This window comes from Noviherbaspirillum sp. FW303-A3 (assembly GCF_058788695.1).
In genome coordinates this window covers 4,908,468-4,935,250 of record NZ_JBYTAZ010000001.1, presented here as the reverse complement: position 1 = coordinate 4,935,250, position 26,783 = coordinate 4,908,468, and the positions used below count along the sequence as shown (strand labels likewise).

The window sequence follows — 26,783 nt, the reverse complement described above, 5'->3', positions numbered from 1 at the left end:
AAAAGGGAAATTGCAGAGGAAAAAGCAGCGGCGCAGACCGTCATATTCACACTGTCACGGCACCGTCCGCGAGAGGAAAAGCACCATCGTCCACGACAGCGGACGCAAAAAAAAAGCGCCGCTACAAGGCGGCGCTTTTCGTGGTGCGGTTGATCAACCGTTCTTCCTGTTGATCGTGATCTTCAGGTTTGCAGCACCCGGCGCAACCGGAGAGGTCACACCCTCAAGGTCGCCGGGGGCCGGTGTCGCGCTGCCGTTCTTCGACACGCGCGCACCGACAACGACCATGGGCACGCTCGACAGTTTTGCTTCAGGCATCATGCTCATGCTGTCGTTGAGCTCGAAGCTGGTCGGCAAGTCCTTCACCTGCTTGCGCAGCACGGCCAGCGGGAAACGCGGGCCCTCGGCGGCACGGGCGAAGATGAACACCGTGTCGGTGTCGGCAACCTGTGCACGCAATGCCGGGTCGATATCCACCGTTCCCGTCACCTTCGCACCGCCTGCGGCTGCCTTCGGCGCTTCGGGTTTGGCCTGCGCCACCGGTGCGATACCGCCCAGTCTCTGCGCCTCGGCGATGCTGCCGGAGACGGAGCGTGCGACGTCGGAATCCGCGGGAACCTGCGCCATGATCTTCTGCCAGCGCTCGGCGGCGACCGCATAATCCTTGCGTTCGAACGCAGCACTTCCCCACAGTGCGATGGCCTTGACGTTCTGCGGATCGATCTGCACTGCCTTGGCGGCGAGATTTTCCGGCTCGCCGACCAGCGTGCGGCCCAGCGCCATGGCGAGGGTATCGGCGTAATCGGCCAGCAGGTTGGAGTCGTTCGGCACGAGCTGCACCAGGCGGCCGTAGGCATCCGCTGCCTCCTTGTAGCGTCCGATCGCGTTGTAGGAGCGTGCCAGCATATGCCAGCCTTCGATATTGTCAGGCTCGTTCTTCAGGCGCTCCGCCAGGCTGGCGACCATGCCTTCGATCTGCTCTGCCGTCACCTCATGCGAATTCTGCTGGTGGGCGGCCGCGACCTGCTGCTGCGCCGGATCCATCGCCTCGGGCGAGCCGACCAGCAGGTAGACCGAGATGGCGATCACAGGGACCGCCACGCCTACCGCGCCGGCGGCCCAACGCTTGCCGCCGTCGATCGCGGGTGCTGCCTGCTGCGGCAGGACTTCCTCCGCCACACGGCGCTCCAGTTCATGGCGCGCGCTTTCGTACGCCGCCTGTTCGATCAGGCCGGCCTCACGGTCGGCTTCGAGTTCGCGCAGCTGGTCGCGCAACACGGCCAGGTTGAGCTGGTCGCGCTGCACGTGGTCGACCGCCTGCTCCTTGCGCAGCAGCGGCGGCAGCAGAAACGCGAGCGCCGCTGCCATCATCAGCCCGGCGCCAATCAGAAATACTGTCATGCTTTATCCTTCGTATCGTTCGCGCCTTCGAGCAGGGAGGCTGCGCGCTTGAGTTCGGTGTCAGGCATATCGGCCTGCGGAACCTGGCGGCGCGACAGCTTGCGCACCAGGATCAGGATGCCGCCGATCAGCAGGACGAACGGACCGAACCACAGCAGGAAGGTCGTGCCCTTCATCGGCGGGCGGTACATCACGAAATCGCCGTAACGCTCGACCATGTAATCGACGACGTCCTTGTCGGACATGCCGCTGGCCAGCTTCTCGCGCACCTGCTGCTTCAGGTCCATCGCAAGTTCGGCATGCGAATCGGCCAGGGTCTGGTTCTGGCACACGAGGCAGCGCAGCTCTTCGGACAATGCCATCACGCGCTTTTCCAGTTCGGGATTGGCCGTGGCAAGCGGTGCTTCCTTGACCTGCGCGGAGGCAGCCGATGCCGCCAGCAGGAGGGTGAACAATAATTTACGCACTCTTCAACTCTTTAATCAAAGGCATCAGCTTCGTGGTGATCGCTTCCGGCGTCAGCGGGCCGGTGTACTTCATGCGGATCACGCCCGTCTTGTCGATCACGAAGGTCTCGGGAACGCCATACACGCCGTAGTCGATGCCGACGCGGCCGTCATTGTCGAATGCCGACAGCGCGTACGGATTGCCGAAGTCCTGCAGCCACTTGATGCCGTCGATGCGGCCATCCTTGTAGTTCAGGCCGATGACCGGCACGACGTTGGCCTTGGCGAAATCCATCAGGTAGGGATGCTCTGCGCGGCAGGACACGCACCACGATGCCCATACGTTGAGGATCCATACCTGCCCTGCCATGTCCTCCGGCGAGATCGTCTTGTCCGGCTGGTGCAGCTGCGCCAGCTTGAAGGCGGGCGCCGGCTTGCCGATGAAGGGCGACGGGATTTCACGCGGATTCAGCCGCAGGCCGACACCGAGGAAGACCAGCAGACCGACGAAGAGTCCGAGCGGTAGCAAAAAGCGTTTCATGTTTTCCTATCGATTAAACCGGTTTCGCCGCGAGTTGCGCAGCCGCCTCTTTCTTCTGGCGGGCTGCGACGCGGTAACGGCGGTCGGATGCAGCGAGCAGGCCGCCGATTGCCATGATGATGCAGCCGCCCCAGATCCAGCCGACGAAGGGCTTGTGCTGCACGCGCACGATCCATGCGCCGTCCTGGGTCGCCTCGCCGAGCGAGACGTACAGGTCGCGCGTGAAGCCGCGGTCGATGCCGGCTTCGGTCATCGGCATCTTCTGCACGAGGTACATGCGCTTTTCCGGATACAGCGTCGTCACCGGCTTGCCGTCCTTCACGATGTCGAAAGTGCCGCGCGCTGCGATGTAGTTCGGCCCCTTCACTTCGCTCAGATCCTTCATCGTGAACACGTAGCCGTTCACGGTGGCGGTTTCGCCGACGCGCATGTTCACGTCCTTCTGGTCGTCGAAGCCGTTGACCATGGTCACGCCGACCACGAACACGCCGATACCGGCATGTGCCAACAGCATTGCCCAGTAGCTGCGCGGCTCGCGTGCGAGGCGCTTCATCAGCGGCATGGCAGCCGGTGCGTGACGCACACGTTCGACCACATGCGAGACGGAAGCGAATACGATCCAGATCGCAAACGCAAGGCCTGCCGTCACCATCGGCGACGCAGCCAGCACGACGGCCAGCGCAATCGCAACGCCCACGGAGGCCAGCGCAACCCAGCGCAGGCGGCGCAGCAGTTCAGGCAAGGAAGCTTCCTTCCAGCGTACGAACGGACCGGCCGCAACCAGTACCAGCACCGGGATCATCAGCGGCACGAAGACCGACTCGAAGTACGGCGGGCCGACGGAAATCTTGCCAAGGGCCAGCGCGTCAAGGAACAGCGGATACAGCGTGCCGAGCAGCACGGTACCGGAAGCGACCAGCAGCAGCACGTTGTTGACCAGCAGCGCGGACTCGCGGGAAACCAGCGAGAAGCTGCCGCCCAGGCCGACCGAGGGGGCGCGCCATGCGTACAGCAACAGCGAGCCGCCGATCACGATGGCGAGGAAGATCAGGATGAACAGGCCGCGCTCCGGATCGGTCGCGAACGCATGCACCGAAGTCAACACGCCGGAACGAACGAGGAAGGTGCCCAGCAGCGACAGCGAGAAGGCGATGATCGCCAGCAGCACGGTCCAGTTCTTGAAGCTGCCGCGCTTTTCCGTCACCGCCAGCGAGTGGATCAGCGCGGTGCCGACCAGCCACGGCATGAAGGAAGCATTTTCCACCGGGTCCCAGAACCACCAGCCACCCCAGCCCAGCTCGTAATACGCCCAGAACGAGCCCATGAAAATGCCCAGGGTCAGGAACATCCATGCGACCGAGGTCCAGGGACGCGACCAGCGCGCCCATGCAGCATCGAGCTGTCCGCCCATCAGTGCGGCGATCGCGAATGCGAATGCAACCGAGAAGCCGACATAGCCCATGTACAGCAGCGGCGGATGGATGATCATGCCGAAGTCCTGCAGCAGCGGGTTCAGGTCGCGGCCATCGGGCGCGCCCGGCAGCAGGCGGTCGAACGGGTTCGAGGTGAACAGCAGGAAGGCGAGGAAGCCGACGCCGACCAGGCCCATCACGCCGAGCACGCGGGCAACGGTCTGGTCCGGCAACTGGCGGCTGAACAGCGCAACCGCGAAGCCCCACATCACCAGCATCCAGATCCACAGCAGCAGCGAGCCTTCGTGGCCGCCCCATGCGCCGGCCACGCGGTAATACACCGGCAGCGAGGAGTTGGAATTGGACGCGACGTAGGTCACCGTGAAGTCATTGTTGACGAAGGCATAGATCAGGCACGCGAAGGCGACCGTGATCAGCAGGAACTGCGCCGCAGCGGCCGGACGGGCAATCGCCATCCATCGCTGGTTGCCGTTGAATGAGCCGGCGATCGGCACGATACCCTGCACCAGGGTCACGGCCAGCGCCAGCATGCAGGCGAAATTGCCAAGTTCTGGGATCATTTATTTCACTTCCTTTGCGTCCGGCACGGCCGGCGTTGCGGACTGGGGCGCTGCAGCGGCGGACTGTTCGCCAGCCTTTTGCTTGGCTGCGTCCTCATGCGCCTTCTTCACTGCGTAGGCCGCTTCGGAAGGCATGTAGTTCTCGTCATGCTTTGCGAGAACTTCATCAGCGACAAACTTGCCGTCCTGGCCGAGCTTGCCCTGCGCCACGACGCCCTTGCCTTCCTTGAACAGGTCGGGAAGGATGCCCTTGTAGGTCACCGGGATTTGCTTCGCCGTATCGGTCACGACGAAGGCGACGGTCACGCCGTCGGACTGGCGCTTGACACTGCCCTCCTCCACCATGCCGCCGATGCGAAAGCTGCGGCCCTTGGGCGCTTCGCCGGAGAATACCTGTGTCGGCGTGAAGAAGAACACCATGTTCTGCTGGAATGCAGACAGGACCAGCCACGCTGCCAGTCCCAGTGTGCCAAGCCCTGCCGTGATCAGGATCAGGCGCTTATGCCTCGTTTTCATTGCTTTCCCTCCGGTTACTGCGTACCCAACGTCCATACAACTTCATGACGGTATTGCGGCGCATGCGCACCGCAATCACCTCCCCCGCGACCAGGAGCACCGTCATCAGGACGGAACCCCACACGTAGAGCGCATATCCGCCCATCGCGAAGAAGTCGCTCCAGCTATTCCAGTTCATGTATTTTTCTCCACGTATTCCTTGACCCAGTCCGTGTGACGCTCGCGCTCGAGCACGATGCAGCGGACGCGGCACAGCGCGACCGCAATGGTATAGGCCCAGGAGGCCAGCGCCATGATCAACATCCCCAGCAACATGGTCATTGCCATGCTCGGCGCCTTGGTCAGGCTGACTGACGAACCCTGGTGCAGGGTATTCCACCACTGCACGGAAAAGTAGATGATCGGGATGTTGACGACGCCGACCAGTGCCAGCACAGCACCCGCCTTATCGGCGCGGCGCGCATCGTCGATCGAAGCCTGCAGGGCCATGAAACCGATGTACAGGAACAGCAGGATCAGTTCGGAAGTCAGGCGCGCATCCCATACCCACCACGCGCCCCAGGTCGGCTTGCCCCACAGGGCGCCGGTCCACAGCGCGAGGAAGGTGAACATTGCGCCGGTCGGTGCAAGCGCGGTGGCCATCATGGATGACAGGCGTGTGTTCAGTGTCAATCCGACAACCGACCAGAATGCCATCACGAGATAGATGAACATCGACATCCAGGCCGCGGGCACGTGGATGAAGATGATGCGATACGACTCACCCTGCTGGTGGTCGGTCGGTGCGACGACGAAGCCGATGTACAGGCCGACAATGGTGAAGATGACAGCCGCTGTCGCAAACCAGGGAATCATCTTTCCCGCAAGTGGGAAAAAGGTCTGCGGCGATGCATATTTGAAAAACCCCGAGCCGCTGGATTCGGCTCTGCTGGCGAAGGTTTGGTTGGCAGTGGACACTACGGCAATGCTCCAAGAAAAGTTTCGATGTCAGCCGGACCCTGTTCAAGGTCAAGAACCCCTCCGGCAGCTTTCCCAGTTTCAGGAATTTCGCTGACAGCATATCGCTGTCTGCCTTCGGATTCCACCGGATTCGCATTTTCCCGGGGGACCGGGCGGGATTTCGGCGTCTGACACTCTGCTGGTACAACCTGGCTATGCTAAAGCAATCGTTGTGCCACAGAGTTTCCGGTAGTACTTGTTTCACTCGGACAGTACATCCCGTGAACAGTTGCAACACGTACGGTTCGTGAATTATTTTGCAACAGCTGAACGAGGCGGCTGTGGGCGATGCGGGAACCGTTGGAACGGACGGACTCCTACACACCGGCAGGCGGGCAATGCCCTTTCCTGCCGGCCTGGCGCCGTTTATTCAACCGCAATCCGCAGCCCCGCTGCCGTAGCCCAAGGGGCCAGCGCAGCCGCACCGGCAAGTGCTCCACCCAGCAACAGCAGATGGGCAGTTGCGCCGACACCCGAGACTTCGGCGCCGACAGAGCCCGCACCGAAGATCAGGACCGGAATGTACAGTGGCAACACCAGCAGCGACACCAGCACGCCGCCGCCGCGCACGCCCAGGGTCAGCGCCGCGCCGATGGAGCCGACCAGGCTGAGGACCGGCGTTCCGAGCAGCAGGCTCACGAACAGCACCGCAACCGATGACGACGGCAGGTCGAACTGCACTGCCAGCACCGGGGCGAGAAACACGAGGGGCAAACCGGACACGATCCAGTGCGCGATTACCTTGCCGATGACGATGATGGTCAGCGGCTCGGAAGACAGCACCATCTGCTCCAGCGTGCCGTCGGCATAGTCGAGCGCAAACAGCCGGCCCAGCGCCAGCATCGATGCGAGCAGTGCGGCCACCCACAGGATGCCGGGCGCCATGGTGCGCAGCAGTTGCGGTTCCGGCCCGACGCCGAGTGGAAACAGGCTGGCGACGATGATGAAGAAGAACAGCGTGGTGAGCACGTCCGAGCGGCGGCGGAACGCCAGCAGCAGGTCGCGCCGGATGACGCAGATCAGGGCATTCAGCATATCCGCCCCTCGTTCATGTCCAGGCGCAGCGCGCGCTTTGCCGAAAGGTCGATCTCCTGGTGCGTGGTGTAGATGACCATGCCGCCGCCGGCGAGATGCTTGCTGATTGTGCCGCACAGTGCCGCCACGGCGCTCTTGTCGAGAGCGGTGAAAGGTTCGTCCAGGATCCAGAGCGGCATGCCCAGTCCGAGCGACAGCCGGGCGAGCGCCACGCGCTTGCGCTGCCCTTGCGACAGCGCGCGCGTCGGCAGGTCCGCGGCACGGCCCAGGCCGAGCTGCTGCAAGGCCGCGTGCGCCTCGTCTTCGGTGACCGGCGCGCCGGCCAGCGTCGTGGAGACGACCAGGTTTTCCCACGCCAGCAGGTCGTCCTTCACGCCGTTGGCATGACCGATGTAGACCAGCTTGCTGCAGAACTCGTCGCGCAGGCTGCGGATGTTGCGGCCATTCCAGCGCACTTCTCCGGCCGCCGGCACGGCCAGGCCGCACAGCATGCGCAGGAGGCTGGTCTTGCCGCTGCCATTGGTGCCCGACACCCACAGGGCATCGCCGGGCTGGATATCGAAACTGAGATCGGCAAAAAGCTGCAGGTCGCCGCGAACGCAGGTAAGGCTATGGGCCTGCAGGCTCATGCGCGGCCTTTCCCGTGCCGGAGGACACGAAGTATCGAGAAGGACATGGATGGGTATTTGTTAAGCGTATTGCCGGAATGCATGCACATTACATGCCACGGCTCGCAATTATATGCGCAGACCAAAAGCGCAGCCCGGATGCAGCGAAGCGGAATCCGGGGGAAGTGCGCCATGCATTCCCCGGATTCCGCTTCGCTGCATCCGGGCTACGGGTGGTGAAGCTTACGCGCTCAGCAGCGCGCCAAGCTTTTCATAATCGAGAATCTTAATGCGGCGCCCCATCACCGTGATCAGCCCTTCAGAAGAGAAGTCGTGCAGCAGGCGCGACAGCGTCTCGGGCGTGAGGCTCAGGCGCGATGCGATGAGCGTCTTGCTGGCGATGAGTTCGACCGTATCCCCGGCCTGGTACTGACTCTGGCGCAGCAGGTAGCCGGCGAGGCGCTGCTTGGCCGTCTGCAGCGAATAGCTTTCGATGTCGCGCGTGAGCGTATAGAGCTGGCGGCCGACGCACACCATGAGCTCCTGCGCGAAGGTGAAATTGTCCTTCGCTACTTCGAGGATTTTCTCGCGCGTGGTGTGGACCAGCATCGAGTCGGTGGTGGTCTTCACGAAGGCGAGATGCGCGCGGTCGAGCAGCATTTCGCCCAGGCCGAAGCACTTGTTCTGCCCCAGGATCGCGAGCGTTTTCTCGCTGCCGTCCTTGCGGTCGAAGCCGATCTTGACCTGGCCGTAGACGACGACGTACACGCCCTTGGGCGCATCGCCCTGGTTGATCACGCAGGTGTTCGTCGTCGCGCGTATCGGTTGCGTTGCCGACGTAACCTCGTCCAGCTGCCGCTCATCCAGCATGCGGAACAAGGATGTGTTGGCAAGAATGCGTTTCAGGTTTTGCATGGAATCTTCTCGCGGCGATCGAGCACGTTCAAGTCTCATTCTCGGTCCTGCATCAGTTGAGTAATGTGTTGTTTCGCCATTTAGCTGCTGCATCGCTCCCTCCCTCTTCCGCGGGTATTTCACACTGCTGCTGGCGTCCTTTCCTACGGGAACCACAATGCAAGATGCGGGCCAGCTCCAGGAGAAAAAAAGTGTCGATATCGGGTGCCGCGCATGTCATCAGAAGCACAACGAGGCTTGTCGCATATCAACGTGAAGGCAAGGATATCGATCCCCTTCGGTTTTTTAATGATCTAGATCAATTTTCCCCAACTGCGCTTTGCGTCTGGGAATTTCGCGTAAAAACCCGGGAAAAAACACGCGATTTTCGTAAGCCTCGCGTAAGCAACCGCACATGGATTACCACCACTGCTTGCTGTTCGCGTGAGGAACACTGTGGCAACGTTCGCAGGAGTTGTGGGTGACGAATGCGACGCGGTCGTGGCATACGCCGCAGTACTGCCCACGGAAGATCTTTTCCATCGAAATCTCGTTCGCCCCCGCCTTGGGAATGAACAGGCTGTCATGGCAATTGCTGCATGCCAGCCATTCGGTATGCGAGTTATGCGGAAAGCGCACCCACGGCATTTCCTTCGTGTTCTTGAGAATGATGTCGAGGTTCAGCACCTGGTGCGGCTTGCTGTTCGTGAGATCCGTCCGCGGCTTGATCGCACCGCTGCGCAAGGCCCCCATCCAGTCGACGGCACCGCGCTTGTCCAGGGGAAGCTGGGCGCGCATTTCATCGCCCTTCTGCAAGGTGGCGTGATCGGGATTGCGCGGGTCGTAGAAGCGATTCTTGTCCGCGCCCTCGTCCGCCGTGATCGGCGGCGCCTCGTCGGCCGCCTCCTCCTCGATCCTCACCGTCGGCTCCACCGTCGCCTTGCGGAATTGAGAATGCGCCCCTTTCTGCACGGACATCACAAGCAGGCAAGCAAGGAACAGCAAGAGGAGGTGGCGAATGCGGGGCATGAGAGGGAAGAAAGACAGCGATATCCGTCCAGACTATATCGATGCCCATCGGCATTTCATTTGATTTGCATCAACGGCGACCGGCTTCCCGAAACCGGCAATCATCGCTGCCGCCTTGCAACAATCCTGTCAATGGCAGCGAGTTCGAAAATACCTATCCTGGATCAAGGAATCCGAACTTCGCATGCGAAAAAATGCAATGATCACGGAGCCTCGACCATGGACACCATTTGCGCTTACCTTAAACATGACCACCAGCGTTGCGACGACCTGTTCGACCAAGCGGAGAACAGCGTTGCGCAGCGCAACTGGAAGGGGGCTATCGACAACTTCCGCAAGTACCAGGATGTGCTGCGGCAGCACATCCGGATGGAAGAAAAAGTCCTGCTGCCGACCTTCGAGCAAACCCTCCAGGGAGGGGCCGAACCGGTTGCCATGCTGCGCTCGGAGCACCGGCAGATCAACGGCATCGTCAACCGCATGTGGGAGGCGATACAGCGCTTCGATCCGACCGACTATGCGCTCCATGCAGAGACCCTGACTCTCCTGATGCAGCAGCACACGCTGAAGGAAGAAGAGATGCTCTATCCCCTGCTCGACCGCGCCCTGGCGTGCAAGCGGAGCAAGATCATCAGCGCCATGGCCGAGTACCTGCAGCCTGCCGCCCCCGACTTCGCCGCAAGCTGACACCGCAGCCTGCCAGGTGGCGAAGATTCGTTTGAACTTCGCTCGCCCGCCAACCTCTATGCATCGGCTCTTGCCGCTGCACATCATTCGGCATGCTCCTTGCTTGAATGCCGTCTGGAATCGCACCACGACAATGCAGTCATGAAGCGGTCACTGTTGAACGACATGATGTGCGATCGCCATGCCAATTGCGCATCTCGTCCATGAGACGGGAACCGGCATGTTGCCGAATGCATGCGACACCATCGCATACAGTAAATCACCATTGAAACTTATGAACGACTTATCTTTGCAATACATCGAAAACGTCACCTACGATGAACTGACCATCGGCCAGTCCGCCCGTCTCGTGCGCACCCTTGCCCTGACGGACATCCAGGCGTTTGCCGCCGTTTCCGGCGACTACAATCCCACCCACCTCGACGCCGAATACGCCGTACAGACCCTGTTCCATGGCGTCGTTGCGCACGGCATGTGGGGCGCCACCCTGATTTCCAGCCTGCTGGGCACGCAATTCCCCGGCGCCGGCACCGTCTATGCAGACCAGTCCCTGCACTTCATCCAGCCGGTACGCGTCGGCGACACGCTGACGGTGATCGCCACCGTCACCGGCAAGGAAGACGCGACCAAGCGCGTCACGCTCGACTGCCAGGTCATCAACCAGAACGGCACCGTCGTGCTCTCCGGCACGGCAATCATCCTCGCCCCGACGCAGAAGATGCGCCGCAAGGCGGTGAACGTGCCCCAGGTGCGGACTTTCGATCCGCAGGCGCGCTTCGACGCCCTGCTCTCCAGCGTGAGCCACCTGTCCGCGGTTCGCTGCGCGGTGGTCCATCCCTGCGATAAAGAGTCGCTGCGCGGTGCGTTGAATGCTGCGCACTTCGGCCTCATCAATCCGGTGCTGATCGCCCCGGAATCGAAACTGCGCGCCGTTGCCGAGGAAGCCGAACTCGATCTCGGCGGCTTCGAGATCATCTCGGTCGAACACAGTGTCGCCGCCGCCCAGCGTGCCGCCGAAATGGCCGCCGGCGGCGAAGTCGAAGCCCTGATGAAAGGCAGCCTGCACACGGACGAACTGATGAGCGCCGTGGTCACCACGCGCGCGCTGCGCACCAAGCGCCGCCTGTCGCACGTCTTCCGCTTCGATGTGCCGATGTACGACAAGCCGCTGCTCATCACCGATGCGGCGATCAACATCAAGCCGACGCTCGAGGAAAAGGCAGACATCATCCAGAACGCGATCAACCTCGCGCACGCGCTCGGCACCGAACGCCCGAACGTGGCGATCCTGTCGGCGGTGGAAACGGTCAACATCAAGATGCAGTCCACGCTGGACGCCGCTGCCCTGTGCAAGATGGCTGATCGCGGCCAGATCAAGGGTGGCGTGCTCGACGGCCCGCTGGCCTTCGACAACGCAATCTCGATGGAAGCGGCGCGCATCAAGGGCATCGAATCCTCCGTGTCCGGCAATGCCGACATCCTCGCCGTGCCGGATCTCGAATCCGGCAACATGCTGGCCAAGCAGCTCGAATACCTGGCCGGCGCCACGACCTGCGGCATCGTGCTTGGCGCCCGCATTCCGATCGCCCTCACCAGCCGCGCGGACAGCGCCAATGCCCGCGTGGCATCCGCTGCGCTGGCGCTGCTGCTTGCACACCAGAACAGGAAGGTGCAGCCATGACGAACGACGCCATCCTGGCGGTCAACGCCGGCTCCTCTTCCCTGAAGTTTGCACTGTATCCGCAGAACGGCACCGAGATCGGCCCCGCTCCCTTGTCCGGCAACATCGAAGGCCTGGAAGCCGGCGGCTCGCCGCTGGTCAAGATCTCGAGCAAGGATGGCAGCAGCAGCGAGACGCTCGACGCCGGTGAAGGCACGCCGCACGAGCGCGCGCTCTCCGCCCTGCATGCGGTGCTGGAGCTCCATGCCAAGGGCATCCGCATCACCGCGGTCGCGCATCGCATCGTCCACGGCGGCGACCGTTTCGCGGAATCCGTCGTGCTCGACGGCGACACACTGGCCTATCTCGACACCCTGTGCTCGCTCGCACCACTGCACCAGCCGCACAACCTGGCCGGCGTGCATGCCTTCCGCAAGCACTTCCCCGACCTGCCGCAGATCGGCTGCTTCGACACCGCGTTCCATGCCACGCTGCCGGAGACGGAATACACCTTCGCGCTGCCGAAGGAACTGCGCGAAGAAGGCATCCGCCGCTACGGCTTTCACGGCCTGTCGTATCGCTACGTGACCGACCGCATGCTGGAAAAGACGCCACGCGCCAAGGAGCGCATGATCATCGCCCACCTCGGCAACGGCGCCAGCGTCTCCGCAGTCAAGGACGGCAAGAGCGTTGCCACCACCATGGGCTTCTCGGCGCTGGACGGCCTGATGATGGGAACCCGCTGCGGCACCATCGATCCGGGGGTGCTGCTGCACCTGCTGCGCCAGGGATGGAACTGGGAAAAGCTGGAGCGCACGCTGTACCGCGAATCCGGTCTGCGCGGCGTCTCCGGCGTGTCGGCCGACATGCGTACGCTGCGCGCCAGCGACGATCGTGGTGCGCAACTTGCCATCGACATTTTTACCCACCGCCTCGTGCGCGAGTGCGGCGCGCTGAGCGCATGCTTGCGCGGGCTTGACGTGCTTGCCTTCACCGGCGGCATCGGCGAGCACGACACCGCGCTGCGCCAGCAGGCCTGCGATGCGCTGTCGTATCTCGGCGTGAAGATCGATGCGCAGGCGAATCAGGAAGCGACGCGCGATGCGATCATGCCGATCCATGCGAAGGACAGCACTGTGGAGATCTGGGTGGTGCCGACGGATGAAGGCCGGGTTGCGGCGCAGGATGCGGCGCGGCTGATCCGCTGACCTTATTTTTTCCTTGCGAATGCATGGTGCGCGAGGCGCACCCTACTTCTCCCGGCACAACTCGTAGGGTGCGCCTCGCGCACCGTGGCACCAGAAGAGAAAACGGCGACACAATGTGTCGCCGTTTTTTCGCGCCTTCCCCAGATCAGCCGGGGAGCCCTGCCGCACACGTCCTCTCGCACACAGCCGACACCTCCCGCCGCAGCGGAACCAGGCCCCTTACCCGTTATGGGCGCGAATGAACGATGAAACGATCGGGCAGATGTTCTCGCGCCAGCGGCGGCCGGAGAAGATGCCGTAGTGGCCGCTGTCCGGTTCCACGTGGTGCTTGCGATGCGCCTCCGGAATCGACGAGCAGAGCTTCTGCGCCGCCTCGGTCTGGCCGATGCCGCAAATATCGTCCTTCCCGCCTTCGACCGTCAGCAACGCGACGTTCTTGATGTCCTGCGGACGCACCAGCTTGCCGTCCACTTCCCATGTGCCGTTAGGCAGCGAGAAATCCTGGAAGACGGTCTTGATCGTATCGAGGTAGAACTCGGCGGCCATGTCGAGCACCGCGTTGTATTCATCGTAGAACTTCACATGCGCGTCGACGGGATGTCCGTGTGCGCGGTCTTCATAGAAGTGCAGGTAGCTTTCCATGTGCTTTTCCGGATTCATGGCAATGAATCCGGCATGCTGCAGGAAACCCGGGTAGACACGGCGCCCGGCGCCCGGATAGTTGAACGGCACGACATCGATCACGGTGTTTTCGAACCAGTCGTACGGACGGTCGTGTGCGAGCTTGTTCACTTCGGTCGGGGAGAGGCGTCCATCGATCGGACCGCCCATCAGCGTCATGGTGCGCGGCTGGATATCGCCTGCGGTCGCCATCAGCGACACCGCCGCCAGCACCGGGACGGTCGGCTGGCAGATCGCCATCACATGCACGTCGGGGCCGAGCATGCGGATGAAATCCTGCACGTAATGTACGTAGTCGTGCAGGTGAAATGCCCCCTCGGAGAGCGGCACCATGCGGGCATCGACCCAGTCGGTGATGTAGACGTCCTGCTCATGGAGGAGTACGCGCACGGTGTCGCGCAACAGCGTCGCATGGTGGCCGGACAGCGGCGCCACGAGCAGCAGCTTGGGCTGGTTGAGCGGCGTGCGCGTCTTCTTCGCGAAGTGCAGCAGCTTGCAGAACGGCTTGTTCGCAACCATCGTTTCGTCGATCTCGACAAAGTGACCGTCCACCGTGGTGGATTCGATATTGAAACTCGGTTTCTTGTAGTCCTTGCCGATGCGGTGGAACAGTTCCGCGCCTGCCGCGATGTTTTGCGCGAACGGCGTGTAGGCAAATGGAGAAACCGCGCTCGTGAACAAATGAGAAACGGCGTCAGCCCATTGCGCCATCGGGCTGATTGCAGCGTGTTGCAATTCATGGATCTGGTACAGCATTTTTATGTCCTGACGTATTCAGTACTTCATTCAAGGATTTGCCATCAGGAAAATGCAAGGAGCATGCCACCCGGCAAGCATGGATCGCCGCCATGAAAAAAAAAGGCCGCCTGCGAACAGGCGGCCAAAGGGCTTTCCCTACAGGAGGGAGAGGAGACAACGGGTATTAGAACTCCATCCAGTCGTCGGTGCCGGTACGGCCGACAGCGGCAAGCTTGGGATGGCGCGGCGCGATAGCAGTGCCGCCGGCAGGGGCGGACACCTTCAACGGCGCTACGGTGCTGGCAGCAACCGGCTCTTCAGCCGCCGGGATTTCCAACGGTTCCGAGAACTGCTCGAGCTTGAATACATTGACGACCTGGGCAAGGTTGGAAGCCTGTTCCTGCATCGCTTCCGCAGCAGCCGCCGACTGTTCGACCAACGCAGCGTTCTGCTGCGTAACTTCGTCCATCTGCGTGATCGCCTGGTTGATCTGTTCGATGCCGGCGGTCTGCTCGTTGCTGGCGGAACTGATCTCGTCCATGATGTCCGTCACGCGCTTGACGCTGGCGACAACCTCATGCATCGTCGCGCCGGCCTGGTCGACCAGTTTCGAACCAACGCCGACCTTGTGCACGGAATCCTCGATCAGTGCCTTGATTTCCTTGGCAGCACCGGCGGAACGCTGCGCGAGGTTGCGCACTTCTGCTGCCACCACTGCAAAGCCTCGTCCCTGTTCGCCTGCGCGTGCCGCTTCCACGGCGGCATTGAGCGCCAAGATGTTGGTCTGGAAGGCGATACCGTCAATGACGCTGATGATGTCGGAAATCTTCTTTGCAGACTCATTGATCGAGTGCATGGTCTCGACAACCTGCTCGACCACTTCGCCGCCCTTGACCGCGACTTGCGATGCGGACTGCGCCAGCACATTGGCCTGGGCGGCATTGTCGGCGTTGGCCTTCACGGTGGACGTCAGCTCTTCCATCGACGATGCGGTTTCCTGCAGCGAGCTGGCCTGCTGCTCGGTGCGCGAGGACAGGTCCAGGTTACCACTGGCGATCTCGATCGATGCGGTGGTCATGGTTTCCGTACCCGAACGCACTTGCGACACGATGCTCACCAGGCTGCCGTTCATTTCCTTGAGTGCCTGCATCAGCTGGCCTGCTTCATCCTTCGACTTGACCTGCACGTCGCCGGTGAGGTCGCCCTGCGCCACGCGGCGTGCGACATCGACCGCTTCGTGCAGCGGACGGGTAATGCTGCGAGTCACCAGCCATGCGGCGCCAAGGCCGAGCACGAGTGCCGCGCCGCCCAGCGCCCAGGTCAGGATCAGCGCGCTCTTGTAGGAGGCATGCGCTTCCGTCACCGCAGTGTCGGCCATCTTGTCCAGCATGCGGACCAGTTCGTCCATCGCGCCCAGCCACTTGCGCTGGTTCGGCCAGACTTCATTCACGAGCACCTTGACCGCTTCTTCCTGCTTGTCGTCATTCAGCAGCTCGACCACCTTGTCGGTCAGCGGCTCGGTCGCGTCCTTGGCGGCGGCGATCTTGGCCAGCACTTCCTTGCCCTTTTCATTTGCCGCCATCAGGCGGTCGAGGTTCTCGACATAGGAGGCGTATTCGTCGCGGTCGTCGAAGATGCGGTCGGATTCGCGTTCCTTCTGCTTCTCGTCCGTCATCAGCGCGAGGTTACGTGTGGCGAGACCGATGGAAAGCACCGATTGACGCATTTCGAACGCAGCCTTGGTCATCACATTATTCTCGTTGACGATGCCATCGAGACTGCGCTCGATGGACGCCATGCGCGAGATACCAATCAGCGCCAATGCGATCATCAGCACCAGCACCAGGCCGAAACCCAGGCCCAGGCGTATTCCGATTTTCAGATTGGAGATTTTCATTTTCCTCATCCCTGTAGATGAAATCCGTCGTCGATCTTGATGGTTGTCAACTTTGATCATGGGAAAGCAAATAGTCTGCCAACCGACAAAATTGATCTCGGAACAAGGCAGGACTGTGGAATCCACAAGATTTGGGGAAGATTTTGTCTGACAGTTTCCCGAAAGCAGGAAATCCATCCTGATTGCGAGAAACAACGCGCGAGAATCGTCTCATTGGTGAAAAACCGCTTTGAAATCATGTCTTCACGCTCCAAGAGCGCAGTTTCCATGAGGAAACTTTTGACGGATAAAGCCTGTCAGGCGGACGAGTTTGTGGCACTGGAAGACCTTTCCAGCGATTTGTGACAAAAACGCATAAATCAAGTGACTAAACATTGCGTTCATACACTTTTTGCTCGCATATACTTCGATCCAGTCTTGCTTACAGCTATAACAATTGAAGAAGCGCCCGCGCGCCGATTCATGACAACTTCACACGAGGATGCACTCCATGACCGCACGTACTTCCGTCCATCGCCTCCAGGTTGCCACCGTCCTGTACCGCTTCATTGAAGACAAGGTCCTGCCCGGCACCGGCATCGACAGCGCCACCTTCTGGAAGGGCTTCGACGCCATCGCCCACGACCTGGCCCCGAAGAACGCCGCCCTGCTGGCCGAACGCGACCGCCTGCAACTGGAACTAGACAAATGGCACCGTGCCAATCCCGGCCCGATCCAGGACATGGGCGCCTACCGCGGCTTCCTGCAATCGATCGGCTACCTGCTGCCGGCGCCGGGCGATGTCAAGGCGACCACGACCAACGTCGATGCCGAACTGGCATTGCAGGCCGGCCCGCAGCTCGTTGTGCCCATCCTCAACGCCCGCTACGCGCTGAACGCCGCCAACGCGCGCTGGGGTTCGCTGTATGACGCCCTGTACGGCACCGACGCCCTGCCCGAGACCGACGGCGCGACGCGCACCGGCGGCTACAACCCGGTCCGTGGCGCCAAGGTCATCGCCTTCGCCCGCAACTTCCTCGACCAGACCGCAGCGCTGGCCAAAGGCTCGCACGCCGACTCCACCGGCTACCGCGTGGACGGCGGCAAGCTCGTTGTCGCACTGAAGGACGGCAGCACTACCGGCCTGGCGGATGCGAACAAGTTCATCGGTTTCCAGGGCAAGGCAGAGGCGCCCTCTTCCGTCCTGCTGAAGAACAATGGCCTGCACATCGACATCCAGATCAACCGCGACACCAAGATCGGCAGCCAGGATGCCGCCGGCGTCGCCGACGTGGTGGTCGAAGCAGCACTGTCCACGATTCTCGATCTGGAAGACTCCGTCGCCGCCGTGGATGCGGACGACAAGGTGCTCGCCTATGAAAACTGGCTGGGCATCCTGCAGGCCACGCTGGTGGAAAGCGTCAGCAAGGGCGGCAAGACCTTCAACCGCACGCTGAACGCCGACCGCAAGTACACCGCCGCCGCCGGCGCGACCGATGCCAAGGATGGCGTGGTCACCCTGCACGGCCGCTCCCTGCTCTTCCTGCGCAACGTCGGCCACTTGATGACCAATCCGGCCATCCTGCTCGACGGAGGCAAGGAAATCCCGGAAGGCATCATGGACGCGGTCGTCACCGTGACCATCGCCCTGCACGACTTGAAGCGCAAGACCGGCCAGGAAATCGGCAACTCGCGCACCGGCTCGGTCTATATCGTGAAGCCCAAGATGCACGGCCCGAAGGAAGTCGCCTTCGCCAGCGAACTGTTCGGCCGCGTCGAGCAACTGCTCGGCCTGCCCAACGAGACCGTCAAGCTCGGCATCATGGATGAAGAGCGCCGCACCAGCGTCAACCTCAAAGCGTGCATCAAGGAAGCCGCCGGCCGCATCGCCTTCATCAACACCGGCTTCCTCGACCGCACCGGCGACGAGATGCACACCGCGATGCATGCCGGCCCGATGATGCGCAAGGGCGACATGAAGACCAGCAAGTGGCTGTCCGCCTACGAGCGCAGCAACGTGCTGACCGGCCTGTCTTCCGGCCTGCGCGGCCGCGCCCAGATCGGCAAGGGCATGTGGGCCATGCCGGACCTGATGGCCGCGATGATGGAACAGAAGATCGGCCATCCGAAGGCCGGCGCCAACACCGCCTGGGTGCCGTCGCCGACCGCCGCCACGCTGCACGCGCTGCATTACCATCAGGTCAGCGTCGCCGACGTGCAGAAGGAACTGGAAAAGATCGACGCTCCGGCCGAGATCGAGCGCCTGCTGGGCGAACTGCTGCAGATCCCGGTGGTCGCCAAGGCTGAATGGTCCGCTGCCGACATCCAGCAGGAACTGGACAACAACTGCCAGGGCATCCTCGGTTATGTGGTGCGCTGGGTCGACCAGGGCGTGGGCTGCTCGAAGGTACCGGACATCCACAACGTCGGCCTGATGGAAGACCGCGCCACGCTGCGCATCTCCAGCCAGCACATCGCCAACTGGCTGCTGCACGGTATCGTCACCGAAGCACAAGTGACCGAGACCATGCAGCGCATGGCCAAGGTGGTGGACGGCCAGAATGCAGGCGATCCGCTGTACAAGCCAATGGCGCCGAACTTCGAGGCATCCTATGCGTTCCGCGCGGCACGCGACCTCGTGTTCAAGGGTCTGGAACAGCCGAGCGGGTATACCGAGCCGCTGCTGCATGCATGGCGATTGAAGGTGAAGGCGAACGCCTGATCCACGACAGTAGTGAAATGAAAACGGGCCGGTCTACAGCAGACCGGCCCGCTTTCTTTTCGGAGGCAAACTGTTGAATTACCCATCCACTCTTAAAAACTCAACTGGGCGCGAGTCCCGTGAAATGACTACGAAATGAGCAGGACTAGTAAAACTATAGGTACAAAAATCGCCAGCCATCGGGCGTGTTTCACTAAATTCGGCCACAAGTTTCTCGGCTGTTGCACGAATTGTACCGATAGAAACTGAATAACATCCGTTTGGGCGCTCACCTAAGATGACAGCCAAAACCATGTCTTGGGAAAAATCGACGAGAGGTCGTGATTCTAAAGCTCCATTCTTCGCCATTTCCTCCCATAGCCTTTCCCAAGTAGCTTCGTCACGCACTGCAACGGCCCGATGAGTTGAGATTTGAGAATATTGAGTCCGATAAAGCGTACTGGTAAGTATCTTGTCACTATCCCTATGAAGCAATGACTTGCTGCAGGCTCCCACCAACAGCAATCCCAACAATCCGACGACTATTTTCATCAGTTCGATATCCTATTCAGCCGTCAAGATGCTGTTAATGATCGTTTGGACAGTAGCAGCTGGATAACCAGTTGAAGTGGGTGTAAAGGAAACCGCTCTGTTGAGCTCAAGGAACGGAATTGTTACGCCGTTCCACTTATCCACTAATCGCCGCCCGCTACTTGTTAAACGAAGAATTGTTGTGTCGACATCCTCATTTGGAAACCCATTGGGAGCGCGCAATACTGCGATTGCACCAGAAACATGGGGTGCCGCTTGCGATGTCCCTCTAATTCCGATTCCGCGTGCATCAATGAAATCACCTGGTGCGAGTAACTTCACGTTTGAATTGCTGTTTGCCCAGCATGGAACCTCTAAGGCTTTAACCGAATAGGTGGAGCCGTCGCCATTGCAAGAAAGCACCCACGAAATGTCTTTGTCATATATTGCGCTCACACTGACTACATTGGGTGCACACGCAGGCTCTGGGAGCCTCGATTTGTCTCGATCATTACCGGTGGCCGCAACAGGTATAACGCCGACTTCCCGGAGGCGGTTGAAATAAGGTACGAACCTGCTGTCAAAACACACAGCCGAGGTAATTGGACTCGTGGTGCCAAGGCTAAAATTCGCTGCAGTGATGTTGTTTGCCTTTGCGTTTGCTATCACCCATTCCATTGCTTTTGACAGAGTATCAAAATTGCTAGCTGCTTTTCCATTCACTAAATAGAACACCTGAAGAAAGATAAGCTTGGCACCCGGCGCCACTCCTTCAACGATGCCCGTAACATTAGTCCCGTGAGAACCATCAAACCATTGGTCTGAATATGGCACCGAGGGGCCAAAATATCTATAGGTGGATACTTTGCATGCGCTAGTGCCAACAAGTGGCAAACCGTTCATCTCACCCGGTGCTCTACACCCGAATGCCGACGGCGTGATCGACGCATCAAGAATCGCCACTGTAGTACCAGTACCAATTCGGCCCGAGGAGCCAACGGCGGGCTGTCCAATCATAGGCAAGCTTTCTCTGAGGTAAAGAACATAGTCTTGCTCACCATACACGGCTTTGACCTTAGGATGGTTCAATAATCGTTGAAAAGATGCCGTATTGGGAACGTGTACTTTCACAATCGGTACAACATCGGAAGCACGAATGATGCTGGCTGCTTCAAGCTTCCCATTTGGGAAGACCATCTCCTGCAGAACTTTGTATTTTCGGCGGCTTTCACTCTCAATTTCATCATCGTTTTGATGTAGACCTTTGCTCCTACGCTTGGTGTCTATTTCCCGCAGTATGTCATCATGTTCGAGTTCGACATACACGTCCTGTGCGATATTAGAAAGCCCTTTTTCTGCCACCAACGGCTCCGCTTTTTCTACCGGCATTTTTATTTTTGGCGACTGAAGCACGAATGGTAAAACTTGGGACCATACCGAAAAAGAGAGCAGTAGTGACATGAATAGCGTTAACTGGGCTATTGTGTGAAAAAATAAGGATGAGTTGGTATTTTTCACCATGTGCCTTTCATAATTTTCGCTGCATGAATTCGACGCTGTTTAATTCAACTGCGATTCCCATAAATGTATTGTTCCAATTTGACTTTGCAGAATAAGCAGATGGTTTAAGGTATAACTCCACGTCGCTCAATCCGAACTATGTTTAGACGCGGCAAATAGACGCCTGCATGGAAGGCAATCAAACTCTATCGAGTCCTTGCCGTGGCGTAGTCTTATTGAATCCCGAAACTGGAGATCGGGCATCCGACTTGCGTATTATCGTAGACAACGAAAGCCTTTAGATTTCCCGCTTTGGCCGACATGATCGTGGCATAAAGCCGTGAATGGTCTTGAGTCGTTGCACCAGGTGGTAATGTCATCTGGCCATTTGCGCACGCCGATCCAGTAAACCAAAGTACTACGTTTCCTGCAGGAGCATAATTCTCCACCCGCCACCCCGTCGGCACCACAGGTCCAGTCAACACAAGAGCTGCGTGCGCAACCTGTGTAGCCAGCATAACTGCAAGAACGATCAAATTTCTCATGAATCTCCCCTATAAGATTGAGCTCACTCAGCTCTGGTTAATTTGCATCCAACTCCAAGTTGAAACTCGTTTACTTTCACAAATTAATAGCAACATTGCTCTCCCCGCACTTCATTGATGGTGGACGTAGACATGCATCTCAATTGGTCAGTAGCGATGGTTCTTGCACGAATACGAAATTGCCGCTGTTGAAGAAGACTCGGGCAACCATCCTTTCATCGATACGACTCAGATCTACATCGTCAATTGAAAAGACCATCGGAACCATTATTGTAATAATGACAAGTATGCTGGTTAAATTATTTTTTTGTCAATGCTTCTGAAGCACCGGCCCCGTCTACATCGTGAAGCCCAAGATGCACGGCCCGAAGGAAGTCGCCTTCGCCAGCGAACTGTTCGGCCGCGTCGAGCAACTGCTCGGCCTGCCCAACGAGACCGTCAAGCTCGGCATCATGGATGAAGAGCGCCGCACCAGCGTCAACCTCAAGGCGTGCATCAAGGAAGCCGCCGGCCGCATCGCCTTCATCAACACCGGCTTCCTCGACCGCACCGGCGACGAGATGCACACCGCGATGCATGCCGGCCCGATGATGCGCAAGGGCGACATGAAGACCAGCAAGTGGCTGTCCGCCTACGAGCGCAGCAACGTGCTGACCGGCCTGTCTTCCGGCCTGCGCGGCCGCGCCCAGATCGGCAAGGGCATGTGGGCCATGCCGGACCTGATGGCCGCGATGATGGAACAGAAGATCGGCCATCCGAAGGCCGGCGCCAACACCGCCTGGGTGCCGTCGCCGACCGCCGCCACGCTGCATGCGCTGCATTACCACCAGGTCAGCGTCGCCGACGTGCAGAAGGAACTGGAAAAGATCGACGCTCCGGCCGAGATCGAGCGCCTGCTCGGCGAACTGCTGCAGATCCCGGTGGTCGCCAAGGCTGAATGGTCCGCTGCCGACATCCAGCAGGAACTGGACAACAACTGCCAGGGCATCCTCGGTTACGTGGTGCGCTGGGTCGACCAGGGCGTGGGCTGCTCGAAGGTACCGGACATCCACAACGTCGGCCTGATGGAAGACCGTGCGACGCTGCGCATCTCCAGCCAGCACATCGCCAACTGGCTGCTGCACGGCATCGTCACCGAAGCGCAAGTGACCGAGACCATGCAGCGCATGGCCAAGGTGGTGGACGGCCAGAATGCCGGCGATCCGCTGTACAAGCCGATGGCGCCGAACTTCGAGGCATCCTATGCGTTCCGCGCGGCACGTGACCTCGTGTTCAAGGGTCTGGAACAGCCGAGCGGGTATACCGAGCCGCTGCTGCATGCATGGCGATTGAAGGTGAAGGCGAACGCCTGATCCACGACAGTAGTGAAATGAAAAAGGCCGGTCTGTTGCAGACCGGCCTTTTTCATTGCAGGTGGCGCGCGAACGTCAGCAACAAAGGCTCATGTTTCAGCTGACCGGATATGAGTTCGACTATCAATAGGAAAAGTTGCCGAGTGTGCCGTTGATGATCTGTGCCTCTTTGAACGGCAGGCTGCTCCAGTTGGAGAAGTTGAACGGCTGGCTATCGGTGATTTTGCGTACAGTAATGCCGCGCATTGTCAGCGGTTTGCCCGACAGGCAAATCTCGGGTGCGATTGACGGTTGCACCAGATATGCCGCGTTCGAACCGGGAGCTCCGGGATTGCTCACGCGTTTCGCCGTTTGCGAACCTGCCGGACCTTCAATCAGGAGCGCGGTTTGTATTGCCAAGCCAATTGCGCGCGCGACGTCCGCCGAGCCGGCCATGCCGGACAGGATGCCACCGGTGCAGCCAGTAGCGCCGTCAGATCTGATGAGGCGCGCCATGAAGGCCATCAGGCGCCCCATACGGTCGCGCTCGTCCAGGTGCGCGTCGACGATCGACGTCTCCAGTCCCGGCGAGACGATGAAACCGACGCTTGCCAAAGGCTGCGGTTCGATTGTCATGTACTTGTTGAAAGGGTCGGCCAGCGCTTGTGCCGAAGTCACAGAACCACGCAGCGCAGCAAAGTCAAAGCGGGGCAGCACCATCATGCCGGCTGATGTGCCGCCGACCGGCACATTGCGCGTACGCGCTTGGATAAGGGTCTGCTCAAGAGCCGTACCGCGCCAGTTCTTGTAATAGTCGGACTGGTCGCCGCCGGCAATCCAGATTACGTCGGCCCGGCCAACGATTTCATTGACCTTGGTATCGTTGGCGGCGGTTACAGAGGGGATGACCAGTGTCTCCACCGACGACAGCCCGAGTGTGGCACCGCCGACTGAGCCCGGCTGAACCGAGCCAGTGGAGTTGCAGGTCGGGTAGTTCGAGTAATACACATAACAGTTGTATCCATCGGCGCCGGTAGCGCGGATGATGACAAAGCGTCCGCCGGAGGTTGCAGTAATGCCGGCACGGGTAATCATCCAGCGAAATGCCTCGTCGACATCGTTGTCACCGCCCATCAGGACCGTTGATGGCGAACGCGGCCGATGTCGAATGTCCGGAATGCGTTCAGGGTTGCCGGTCACATAGTAGGCATAGGAGGCCTTGCCGCTAACATTGGCCCCTCCGCCCGAATCCTTGTCAGAGCCGGCCTGCGCCGGCAGGCAGGCTATGGAGAAGGCGGCGATGAGCGCATGGACCAAGCGACGAGCGCCTTGGCGATAGATTGAAAACTGCATTGTGCATCCTTGATCTTGTGGTGCCCGCAGGCGCTCTTGCAATATGCCTTGACCCGGCCCGGGGTATCTTGCGACACACTCATCTTTTGAGAAGAATCAAAAAGATTGCTTATCGAAAAGAATTGACCGCGTTGGATTGCCATTGAAGGGAGATCAATGTGCAAGCGCATAGGAACGCATGAAGACCATTGACGGCATTCACAACATCCGGTTTCGCAGGGTTGCGGAGCGTCAATTCACTTCACAAGCCTGGCTCAAAATGCATTCAAGAAACAGGACAAGAGCCTACGATTTTACGGGTAGATTCCGGCCTCGTTATTCCGATATTCATACACTAAGATGCAACATGAACAGCCAGCTGGAGGCGGATGTCATGCGGTCCTTTGGTGACGTATGTCCATTTGCCGATCCAATCAAACGCAGCGGCGCCCTCCTGATCTGCCAGGTGCAATCCCTTGCCCTTGCTAAACTTGAAGAAGCGGTTTTCAGAAAATACCGATCTCACCCTCGCGTCGCTCTGAACACGGAGAAGCAAAGTGCCTGACGTAACGTCCGACGGTGTTTCGATCCACTATGAGGTCAAAGGCCAGGGTTCGCCCGTGCTTCTTCTGGCGGGGCTTGCGGGAGTGGGCGCATCCTGGGGCCCGCAGATCGATCTATTCGCCGAGCATCACCAAGTGATCGTGCCCGATCACCGCGGCACCGGCGCGTCCGAGCATACCGCGCGCGATATGACGATTGCGCAACACGCGCGGGACATGGCGCGGGTCATTGAGGCGGTTGGGTGCGGGCCGGTCCACGTGGTCGGTTCCTCCACCGGTGGGGCCATCGCGCAGTTGCTGGCGATCAATCACCGCGAACTATTGCGCAGCGCGACAATCATCTCTTCGATTGCACGCGCGGACGCGTTCTATCGTCGCCAGTTCGACATGCGGCGACGCATGCTGGCCGATTCCGGCCTGCGCGCGTCCGCCGAGGCAAACGCTCTATTTCTCTTCGATCCGAAATTCATTCGCGAGCACCCGGAGAAAGTGCAGGCGTGGGTGAACACGGCATCGTCTGGCACATTCGAACCGGAGATCGGCTTTGCCCGGATCTGCATGATCGCAGGGCACGACGCCTTCGACGATCTTCAGTCGATCACGACGCCGACGCTGGTGCTGGTGGGCGAGCGCGACTTCTGTGCCCCGCCGTACTTCTCCGCAGAGCTTGCAGAGCGGATTCCGGGAGCCGAGTTTGCCACCCTGGACGGTGGTCACTTCATCTTCCTGGAGAAGCCCCTGCTCCTGCACGACAGTGTCGAAGCCTTCATTGCCAGGCACGAACAATGATCAGCCAGGTACGCCTTGCCTCCATCCAATGTCGGTCAGCGCCGCGCGCCAGCGGAACTCGCTTCCCGCATGCCAGTCCATCAAGCTTCCCTGCGCTATTCATATTGGAAGCTTGCAATGATTACGTCGACTGGATACGGGGCGACCAGTGCCCATGAACCGCTCAGCAAACTGGACTTCACGCGCCGCGACCCGGGACCGGAGGACGTCCGGATCGATATCCTGTACTGCGGGGTCTGTCACTCGGATCTCCATACGGCCCGCAACGAATGGGGAAACACGGTGTACCCCGTTGTACCCGGGCATGAAATCATCGGCCGCGTAGCGGCGGTCGGCGACAAGGTGACGCGCTTCAAGCAAGGCGACGTCGTCGGCGTCGGCTGCATGGTCGATTCCTGCCAGCACTGCCACGCCTGCGCCGAGGGGCTGGAGCAATATTGCGAGAACGGTTTCGTCGGCACCTACAACGGCGAGGAAATGCACAGCGGCGGCATGACGTATGGCGGCTATTCCAGCAACATTGTCGTGCGCGACAAGTTCGTGCTGCGCATTCCCGGCAACCTCGATCCGGCGGCGGCCGCTCCCCTGCTGTGCGCCGGCATCACCACCTGGTCGCCTCTCAAGCAATGGCGGGTCGGGCAAGGGCAGAAAGTGGGCATCGTGGGACTCGGCGGCCTGGGCCATATGGGCATCAAGCTGGCGCATGCGATGGGCGCGCGGGTGGTGCTCTTCACTACGTCACCCAACAAGCGGGAAGATGCTTTGAGACTGGGTGCGCATGAAGTGGTGGTGTCGAAAAATGCGGCCGAAATGGCGGCGCACCGCGACTCGTTCGACTTCATCCTGAACACGGTCGCCGCGCCGCATGCGCTCGATCCGTTCATGGAATTGCTCAAGCGCGACAGCACCATGACGCTGGTCGGGGCGCCCGCTTCGCCACATCCCTCGCCGCAGGTTTTCAACCTCATCATGAAGCGCCGACGGCTGGCCGGCTCGCTGATCGGCGGGATTGCCGAGACGCAGGAAATGCTCGACTTCTGCGGTGACCACGACATCCTTTCCGACATCGAGATGATCCGCATCCAGGACATCAACGATGCTTATGAACGCATGCTGAGGAGCGATGTGAAGTACCGTTTCGTGATCGATATGGCATCGCTCAAGGGATGACCGTGGTCC

At 60.1% G+C, this 26,783-nt stretch carries 24 protein-coding genes and 1 pseudogene; 9 read left to right on the top strand and 16 right to left on the bottom strand.

The genetic code is table 11. The annotated features are described in order from the left end of the window. Positions 1–153: 153 nt before the first annotated feature. The 11 genes from ccmI to AC3WOY_RS23690 all read right to left on the bottom strand — a co-directional run bounded on the left by ccmI (position 154) and on the right by AC3WOY_RS23690 (position 9,411). Positions 154–1,401 (bottom strand): c-type cytochrome biogenesis protein CcmI, encoded by a 1,248-nt coding sequence (ccmI, locus tag AC3WOY_RS23740; RefSeq protein WP_492428294.1) that lies wholly within the window; start codon positions 1,399–1,401, stop codon positions 154–156. Then, the gene (locus AC3WOY_RS23735) at positions 1,398–1,868 is read right to left on the bottom strand and encodes a cytochrome c-type biogenesis protein (RefSeq protein ID WP_492428292.1); all 471 of its coding nucleotides are present in this window, start codon (positions 1,866–1,868) and stop codon (positions 1,398–1,400) included. Before AC3WOY_RS23735 ends, ccmI begins: the two co-directional genes overlap by 4 nt. Then, positions 1,861–2,388, bottom strand: a complete 528-nt coding sequence (locus tag AC3WOY_RS23730) for a DsbE family thiol:disulfide interchange protein (RefSeq protein ID WP_492428290.1) — start codon at positions 2,386–2,388, stop codon at positions 1,861–1,863. The genes AC3WOY_RS23735 and AC3WOY_RS23730 overlap by 8 nt, the downstream gene beginning before the upstream one ends. Before the next feature lie 13 nt (positions 2,389–2,401). Further along, positions 2,402–4,381, bottom strand: coding sequence for a heme lyase CcmF/NrfE family subunit (locus tag AC3WOY_RS23725; protein ID WP_492428288.1), 1,980 nt, complete (start codon positions 4,379–4,381; stop codon positions 2,402–2,404). Then, the gene (ccmE, locus tag AC3WOY_RS23720; RefSeq protein ID WP_492428286.1) at positions 4,382–4,897 is read right to left on the bottom strand and encodes a cytochrome c maturation protein CcmE; all 516 of its coding nucleotides are present in this window, start codon (positions 4,895–4,897) and stop codon (positions 4,382–4,384) included. It lies immediately after the preceding gene. Further along, on the bottom strand, positions 4,881–5,075 hold the full coding sequence (gene ccmD / locus AC3WOY_RS23715; protein ID WP_492428284.1) for a heme exporter protein CcmD: 195 nt from the start codon (positions 5,073–5,075) through the stop codon (positions 4,881–4,883). Before ccmD ends, ccmE begins: the two co-directional genes overlap by 17 nt. Then, on the bottom strand, positions 5,072–5,854 hold the full coding sequence (locus AC3WOY_RS23710) for a heme ABC transporter permease (RefSeq protein WP_492428282.1): 783 nt from the start codon (positions 5,852–5,854) through the stop codon (positions 5,072–5,074). The genes ccmD and AC3WOY_RS23710 overlap by 4 nt, the downstream gene beginning before the upstream one ends. A 408-nt stretch (positions 5,855–6,262) precedes the next feature. Continuing rightward, positions 6,263–6,931 carry a heme exporter protein CcmB gene (gene ccmB / locus AC3WOY_RS23705; protein WP_492428280.1) on the bottom strand — a complete coding sequence of 223 codons (669 nt, stop codon included), beginning with the start codon at positions 6,929–6,931 and terminating at the stop codon, positions 6,263–6,265. Continuing rightward, a complete protein-coding gene (gene ccmA / locus AC3WOY_RS23700; protein WP_492428278.1) occupies positions 6,925–7,560 on the bottom strand; it encodes a cytochrome c biogenesis heme-transporting ATPase CcmA in 636 nt (211 codons plus the stop codon). The genes ccmB and ccmA overlap by 7 nt, the downstream gene beginning before the upstream one ends. A 222-nt stretch (positions 7,561–7,782) precedes the next feature. Further along, positions 7,783–8,454: a Crp/Fnr family transcriptional regulator gene (locus tag AC3WOY_RS23695; protein WP_420477037.1), complete on the bottom strand. Its 672-nt coding sequence runs from the start codon at positions 8,452–8,454 to the stop codon at positions 7,783–7,785. Positions 8,455–8,853: 399 nt separating this feature from the next. After that, positions 8,854–9,411 carry a c(7)-type cytochrome triheme domain-containing protein gene (locus AC3WOY_RS23690; RefSeq protein ID WP_492428276.1) on the bottom strand — a complete coding sequence of 186 codons (558 nt, stop codon included), beginning with the start codon at positions 9,409–9,411 and terminating at the stop codon, positions 8,854–8,856. A gap of 270 nt (positions 9,412–9,681) precedes the next feature. On the opposite strand from AC3WOY_RS23690, the gene AC3WOY_RS23685 reads away from it, so the two are divergent. The 3 genes from AC3WOY_RS23685 to AC3WOY_RS23675 all read left to right on the top strand — a co-directional run bounded on the left by AC3WOY_RS23685 (position 9,682) and on the right by AC3WOY_RS23675 (position 13,017). After that, positions 9,682–10,149, top strand: a complete 468-nt coding sequence (locus AC3WOY_RS23685) for a hemerythrin domain-containing protein (protein WP_492428274.1) — start codon at positions 9,682–9,684, stop codon at positions 10,147–10,149. A gap of 274 nt (positions 10,150–10,423) precedes the next feature. Continuing rightward, positions 10,424–11,830, top strand: coding sequence for a bifunctional enoyl-CoA hydratase/phosphate acetyltransferase (locus AC3WOY_RS23680; protein WP_492428272.1), 1,407 nt, complete (start codon positions 10,424–10,426; stop codon positions 11,828–11,830). Continuing rightward, complete coding sequence (locus tag AC3WOY_RS23675; protein ID WP_492428270.1) at positions 11,827–13,017, top strand: acetate/propionate family kinase; 1,191 nt, start codon at positions 11,827–11,829, stop codon at positions 13,015–13,017. The genes AC3WOY_RS23680 and AC3WOY_RS23675 overlap by 4 nt, the downstream gene beginning before the upstream one ends. Positions 13,018–13,236: 219 nt before the next feature. On the opposite strand, the gene AC3WOY_RS23670 is transcribed toward AC3WOY_RS23675, so the two are convergent. Continuing rightward, positions 13,237–14,454: a polyhydroxyalkanoate depolymerase gene (locus AC3WOY_RS23670; protein WP_492428268.1), complete on the bottom strand. Its 1,218-nt coding sequence runs from the start codon at positions 14,452–14,454 to the stop codon at positions 13,237–13,239. Between the two features lie 166 nt (positions 14,455–14,620). Then, on the bottom strand, positions 14,621–16,333 hold the full coding sequence (locus tag AC3WOY_RS23665) for a methyl-accepting chemotaxis protein (RefSeq protein WP_492428266.1): 1,713 nt from the start codon (positions 16,331–16,333) through the stop codon (positions 14,621–14,623). 36 nt (positions 16,334–16,369) lie between these two features. On the opposite strand from AC3WOY_RS23665, the gene AC3WOY_RS23660 reads away from it, so the two are divergent. Both AC3WOY_RS23660 and AC3WOY_RS23655 read left to right on the top strand, forming a co-directional pair. Then, positions 16,370–16,678, top strand: a complete 309-nt coding sequence (locus AC3WOY_RS23660; protein WP_492428264.1) for a hypothetical protein — start codon at positions 16,370–16,372, stop codon at positions 16,676–16,678. A gap of 145 nt (positions 16,679–16,823) precedes the next feature. Further along, positions 16,824–19,034, top strand: coding sequence for a malate synthase G (locus AC3WOY_RS23655; RefSeq protein WP_492428262.1), 2,211 nt, complete (start codon positions 16,824–16,826; stop codon positions 19,032–19,034). A 78-nt stretch (positions 19,035–19,112) separates the two neighbouring features. Here AC3WOY_RS23655 and AC3WOY_RS23650 read toward each other — a convergent pair whose 3' ends face one another. Continuing rightward, positions 19,113–19,565: a protease complex subunit PrcB family protein gene (locus AC3WOY_RS23650; RefSeq protein WP_492428260.1), complete on the bottom strand. Its 453-nt coding sequence runs from the start codon at positions 19,563–19,565 to the stop codon at positions 19,113–19,115. Between the two features lie 12 nt (positions 19,566–19,577). Beyond that, positions 19,578–21,065: a S8 family peptidase gene (locus AC3WOY_RS23645; protein ID WP_492428258.1), complete on the bottom strand. Its 1,488-nt coding sequence runs from the start codon at positions 21,063–21,065 to the stop codon at positions 19,578–19,580. Positions 21,066–21,915: 850 nt separating this feature from the next. Between AC3WOY_RS23645 and AC3WOY_RS23640 the strand changes: the two are divergent. Further along, positions 21,916–22,941: pseudogene (locus AC3WOY_RS23640) on the top strand (malate synthase G); the annotation flags it as partial. A 123-nt stretch (positions 22,942–23,064) separates the two neighbouring features. On the opposite strand, the gene AC3WOY_RS23635 reads toward AC3WOY_RS23640, so the two are convergent. Beyond that, positions 23,065–24,273, bottom strand: a complete 1,209-nt coding sequence (locus tag AC3WOY_RS23635) for a cyanophycinase (protein WP_492428257.1) — start codon at positions 24,271–24,273, stop codon at positions 23,065–23,067. 178 nt (positions 24,274–24,451) lie between these two features. Here AC3WOY_RS23635 and AC3WOY_RS23630 point away from each other — a divergent pair, with 178 nt between their 5' ends. The 3 genes from AC3WOY_RS23630 (at position 24,452) to AC3WOY_RS23620 (ending at position 26,774) form a co-directional block, all read left to right on the top strand. Beyond that, positions 24,452–24,817, top strand: coding sequence for a hypothetical protein (locus tag AC3WOY_RS23630; protein WP_492428255.1), 366 nt, complete (start codon positions 24,452–24,454; stop codon positions 24,815–24,817). Further along, positions 24,810–25,604, top strand: coding sequence for an alpha/beta fold hydrolase (locus tag AC3WOY_RS23625; RefSeq protein ID WP_492428253.1), 795 nt, complete (start codon positions 24,810–24,812; stop codon positions 25,602–25,604). Before AC3WOY_RS23630 ends, AC3WOY_RS23625 begins: the two co-directional genes overlap by 8 nt. A gap of 117 nt (positions 25,605–25,721) precedes the next feature. Further along, the gene (locus AC3WOY_RS23620) at positions 25,722–26,774 is read left to right on the top strand and encodes an NAD(P)-dependent alcohol dehydrogenase (protein WP_492428251.1); all 1,053 of its coding nucleotides are present in this window, start codon (positions 25,722–25,724) and stop codon (positions 26,772–26,774) included. Positions 26,775–26,783 lie beyond the last annotated feature (9 nt).

Excerpts from the sequence above, each read along its gene's own strand:
- AC3WOY_RS23695 (WP_420477037.1), bottom strand. The coding sequence starts at position 8,454 with ATGCAAAACCTGAAACGCATTCTTGCCAACACATCCTTGTTCCGCATG.
- AC3WOY_RS23655 (WP_492428262.1), top strand. The coding sequence starts at position 16,824 with ATGACCGCACGTACTTCCGTCCATCGCCTCCAGGTTGCCACCGTCCTG.
- ccmI (WP_492428294.1), bottom strand. The coding sequence starts at position 1,401 with ATGACAGTATTTCTGATTGGCGCCGGGCTGATGATGGCAGCGGCGCTC.
- AC3WOY_RS23630 (WP_492428255.1), top strand. The coding sequence starts at position 24,452 with ATGAAGACCATTGACGGCATTCACAACATCCGGTTTCGCAGGGTTGCG.
- AC3WOY_RS23650 (WP_492428260.1), bottom strand. The coding sequence starts at position 19,565 with ATGAAAATAGTCGTCGGATTGTTGGGATTGCTGTTGGTGGGAGCCTGC.
- AC3WOY_RS23670 (WP_492428268.1), bottom strand. The coding sequence starts at position 14,454 with ATGCTGTACCAGATCCATGAATTGCAACACGCTGCAATCAGCCCGATG.
- AC3WOY_RS23730 (WP_492428290.1), bottom strand. The coding sequence starts at position 2,388 with ATGAAACGCTTTTTGCTACCGCTCGGACTCTTCGTCGGTCTGCTGGTC.
- AC3WOY_RS23685 (WP_492428274.1), top strand. The coding sequence starts at position 9,682 with ATGGACACCATTTGCGCTTACCTTAAACATGACCACCAGCGTTGCGAC.
- ccmB (WP_492428280.1), bottom strand. The coding sequence starts at position 6,931 with ATGCTGAATGCCCTGATCTGCGTCATCCGGCGCGACCTGCTGCTGGCG.
- ccmE (WP_492428286.1), bottom strand. The coding sequence starts at position 4,897 with ATGAAAACGAGGCATAAGCGCCTGATCCTGATCACGGCAGGGCTTGGC.
- AC3WOY_RS23675 (WP_492428270.1), top strand. The coding sequence starts at position 11,827 with ATGACGAACGACGCCATCCTGGCGGTCAACGCCGGCTCCTCTTCCCTG.
- AC3WOY_RS23620 (WP_492428251.1), top strand. The coding sequence starts at position 25,722 with ATGATTACGTCGACTGGATACGGGGCGACCAGTGCCCATGAACCGCTC.
- AC3WOY_RS23645 (WP_492428258.1), bottom strand. The coding sequence starts at position 21,065 with ATGGTGAAAAATACCAACTCATCCTTATTTTTTCACACAATAGCCCAG.
- AC3WOY_RS23725 (WP_492428288.1), bottom strand. The coding sequence starts at position 4,381 with ATGATCCCAGAACTTGGCAATTTCGCCTGCATGCTGGCGCTGGCCGTG.
- ccmA (WP_492428278.1), bottom strand. The coding sequence starts at position 7,560 with ATGAGCCTGCAGGCCCATAGCCTTACCTGCGTTCGCGGCGACCTGCAG.
- AC3WOY_RS23680 (WP_492428272.1), top strand. The coding sequence starts at position 10,424 with ATGAACGACTTATCTTTGCAATACATCGAAAACGTCACCTACGATGAA.
- AC3WOY_RS23690 (WP_492428276.1), bottom strand. The coding sequence starts at position 9,411 with ATGTCCGTGCAGAAAGGGGCGCATTCTCAATTCCGCAAGGCGACGGTG.
- AC3WOY_RS23635 (WP_492428257.1), bottom strand. The coding sequence starts at position 24,273 with ATGCAGTTTTCAATCTATCGCCAAGGCGCTCGTCGCTTGGTCCATGCG.
- AC3WOY_RS23665 (WP_492428266.1), bottom strand. The coding sequence starts at position 16,333 with ATGAAAATCTCCAATCTGAAAATCGGAATACGCCTGGGCCTGGGTTTC.
- ccmD (WP_492428284.1), bottom strand. The coding sequence starts at position 5,075 with ATGAACTGGAATAGCTGGAGCGACTTCTTCGCGATGGGCGGATATGCG.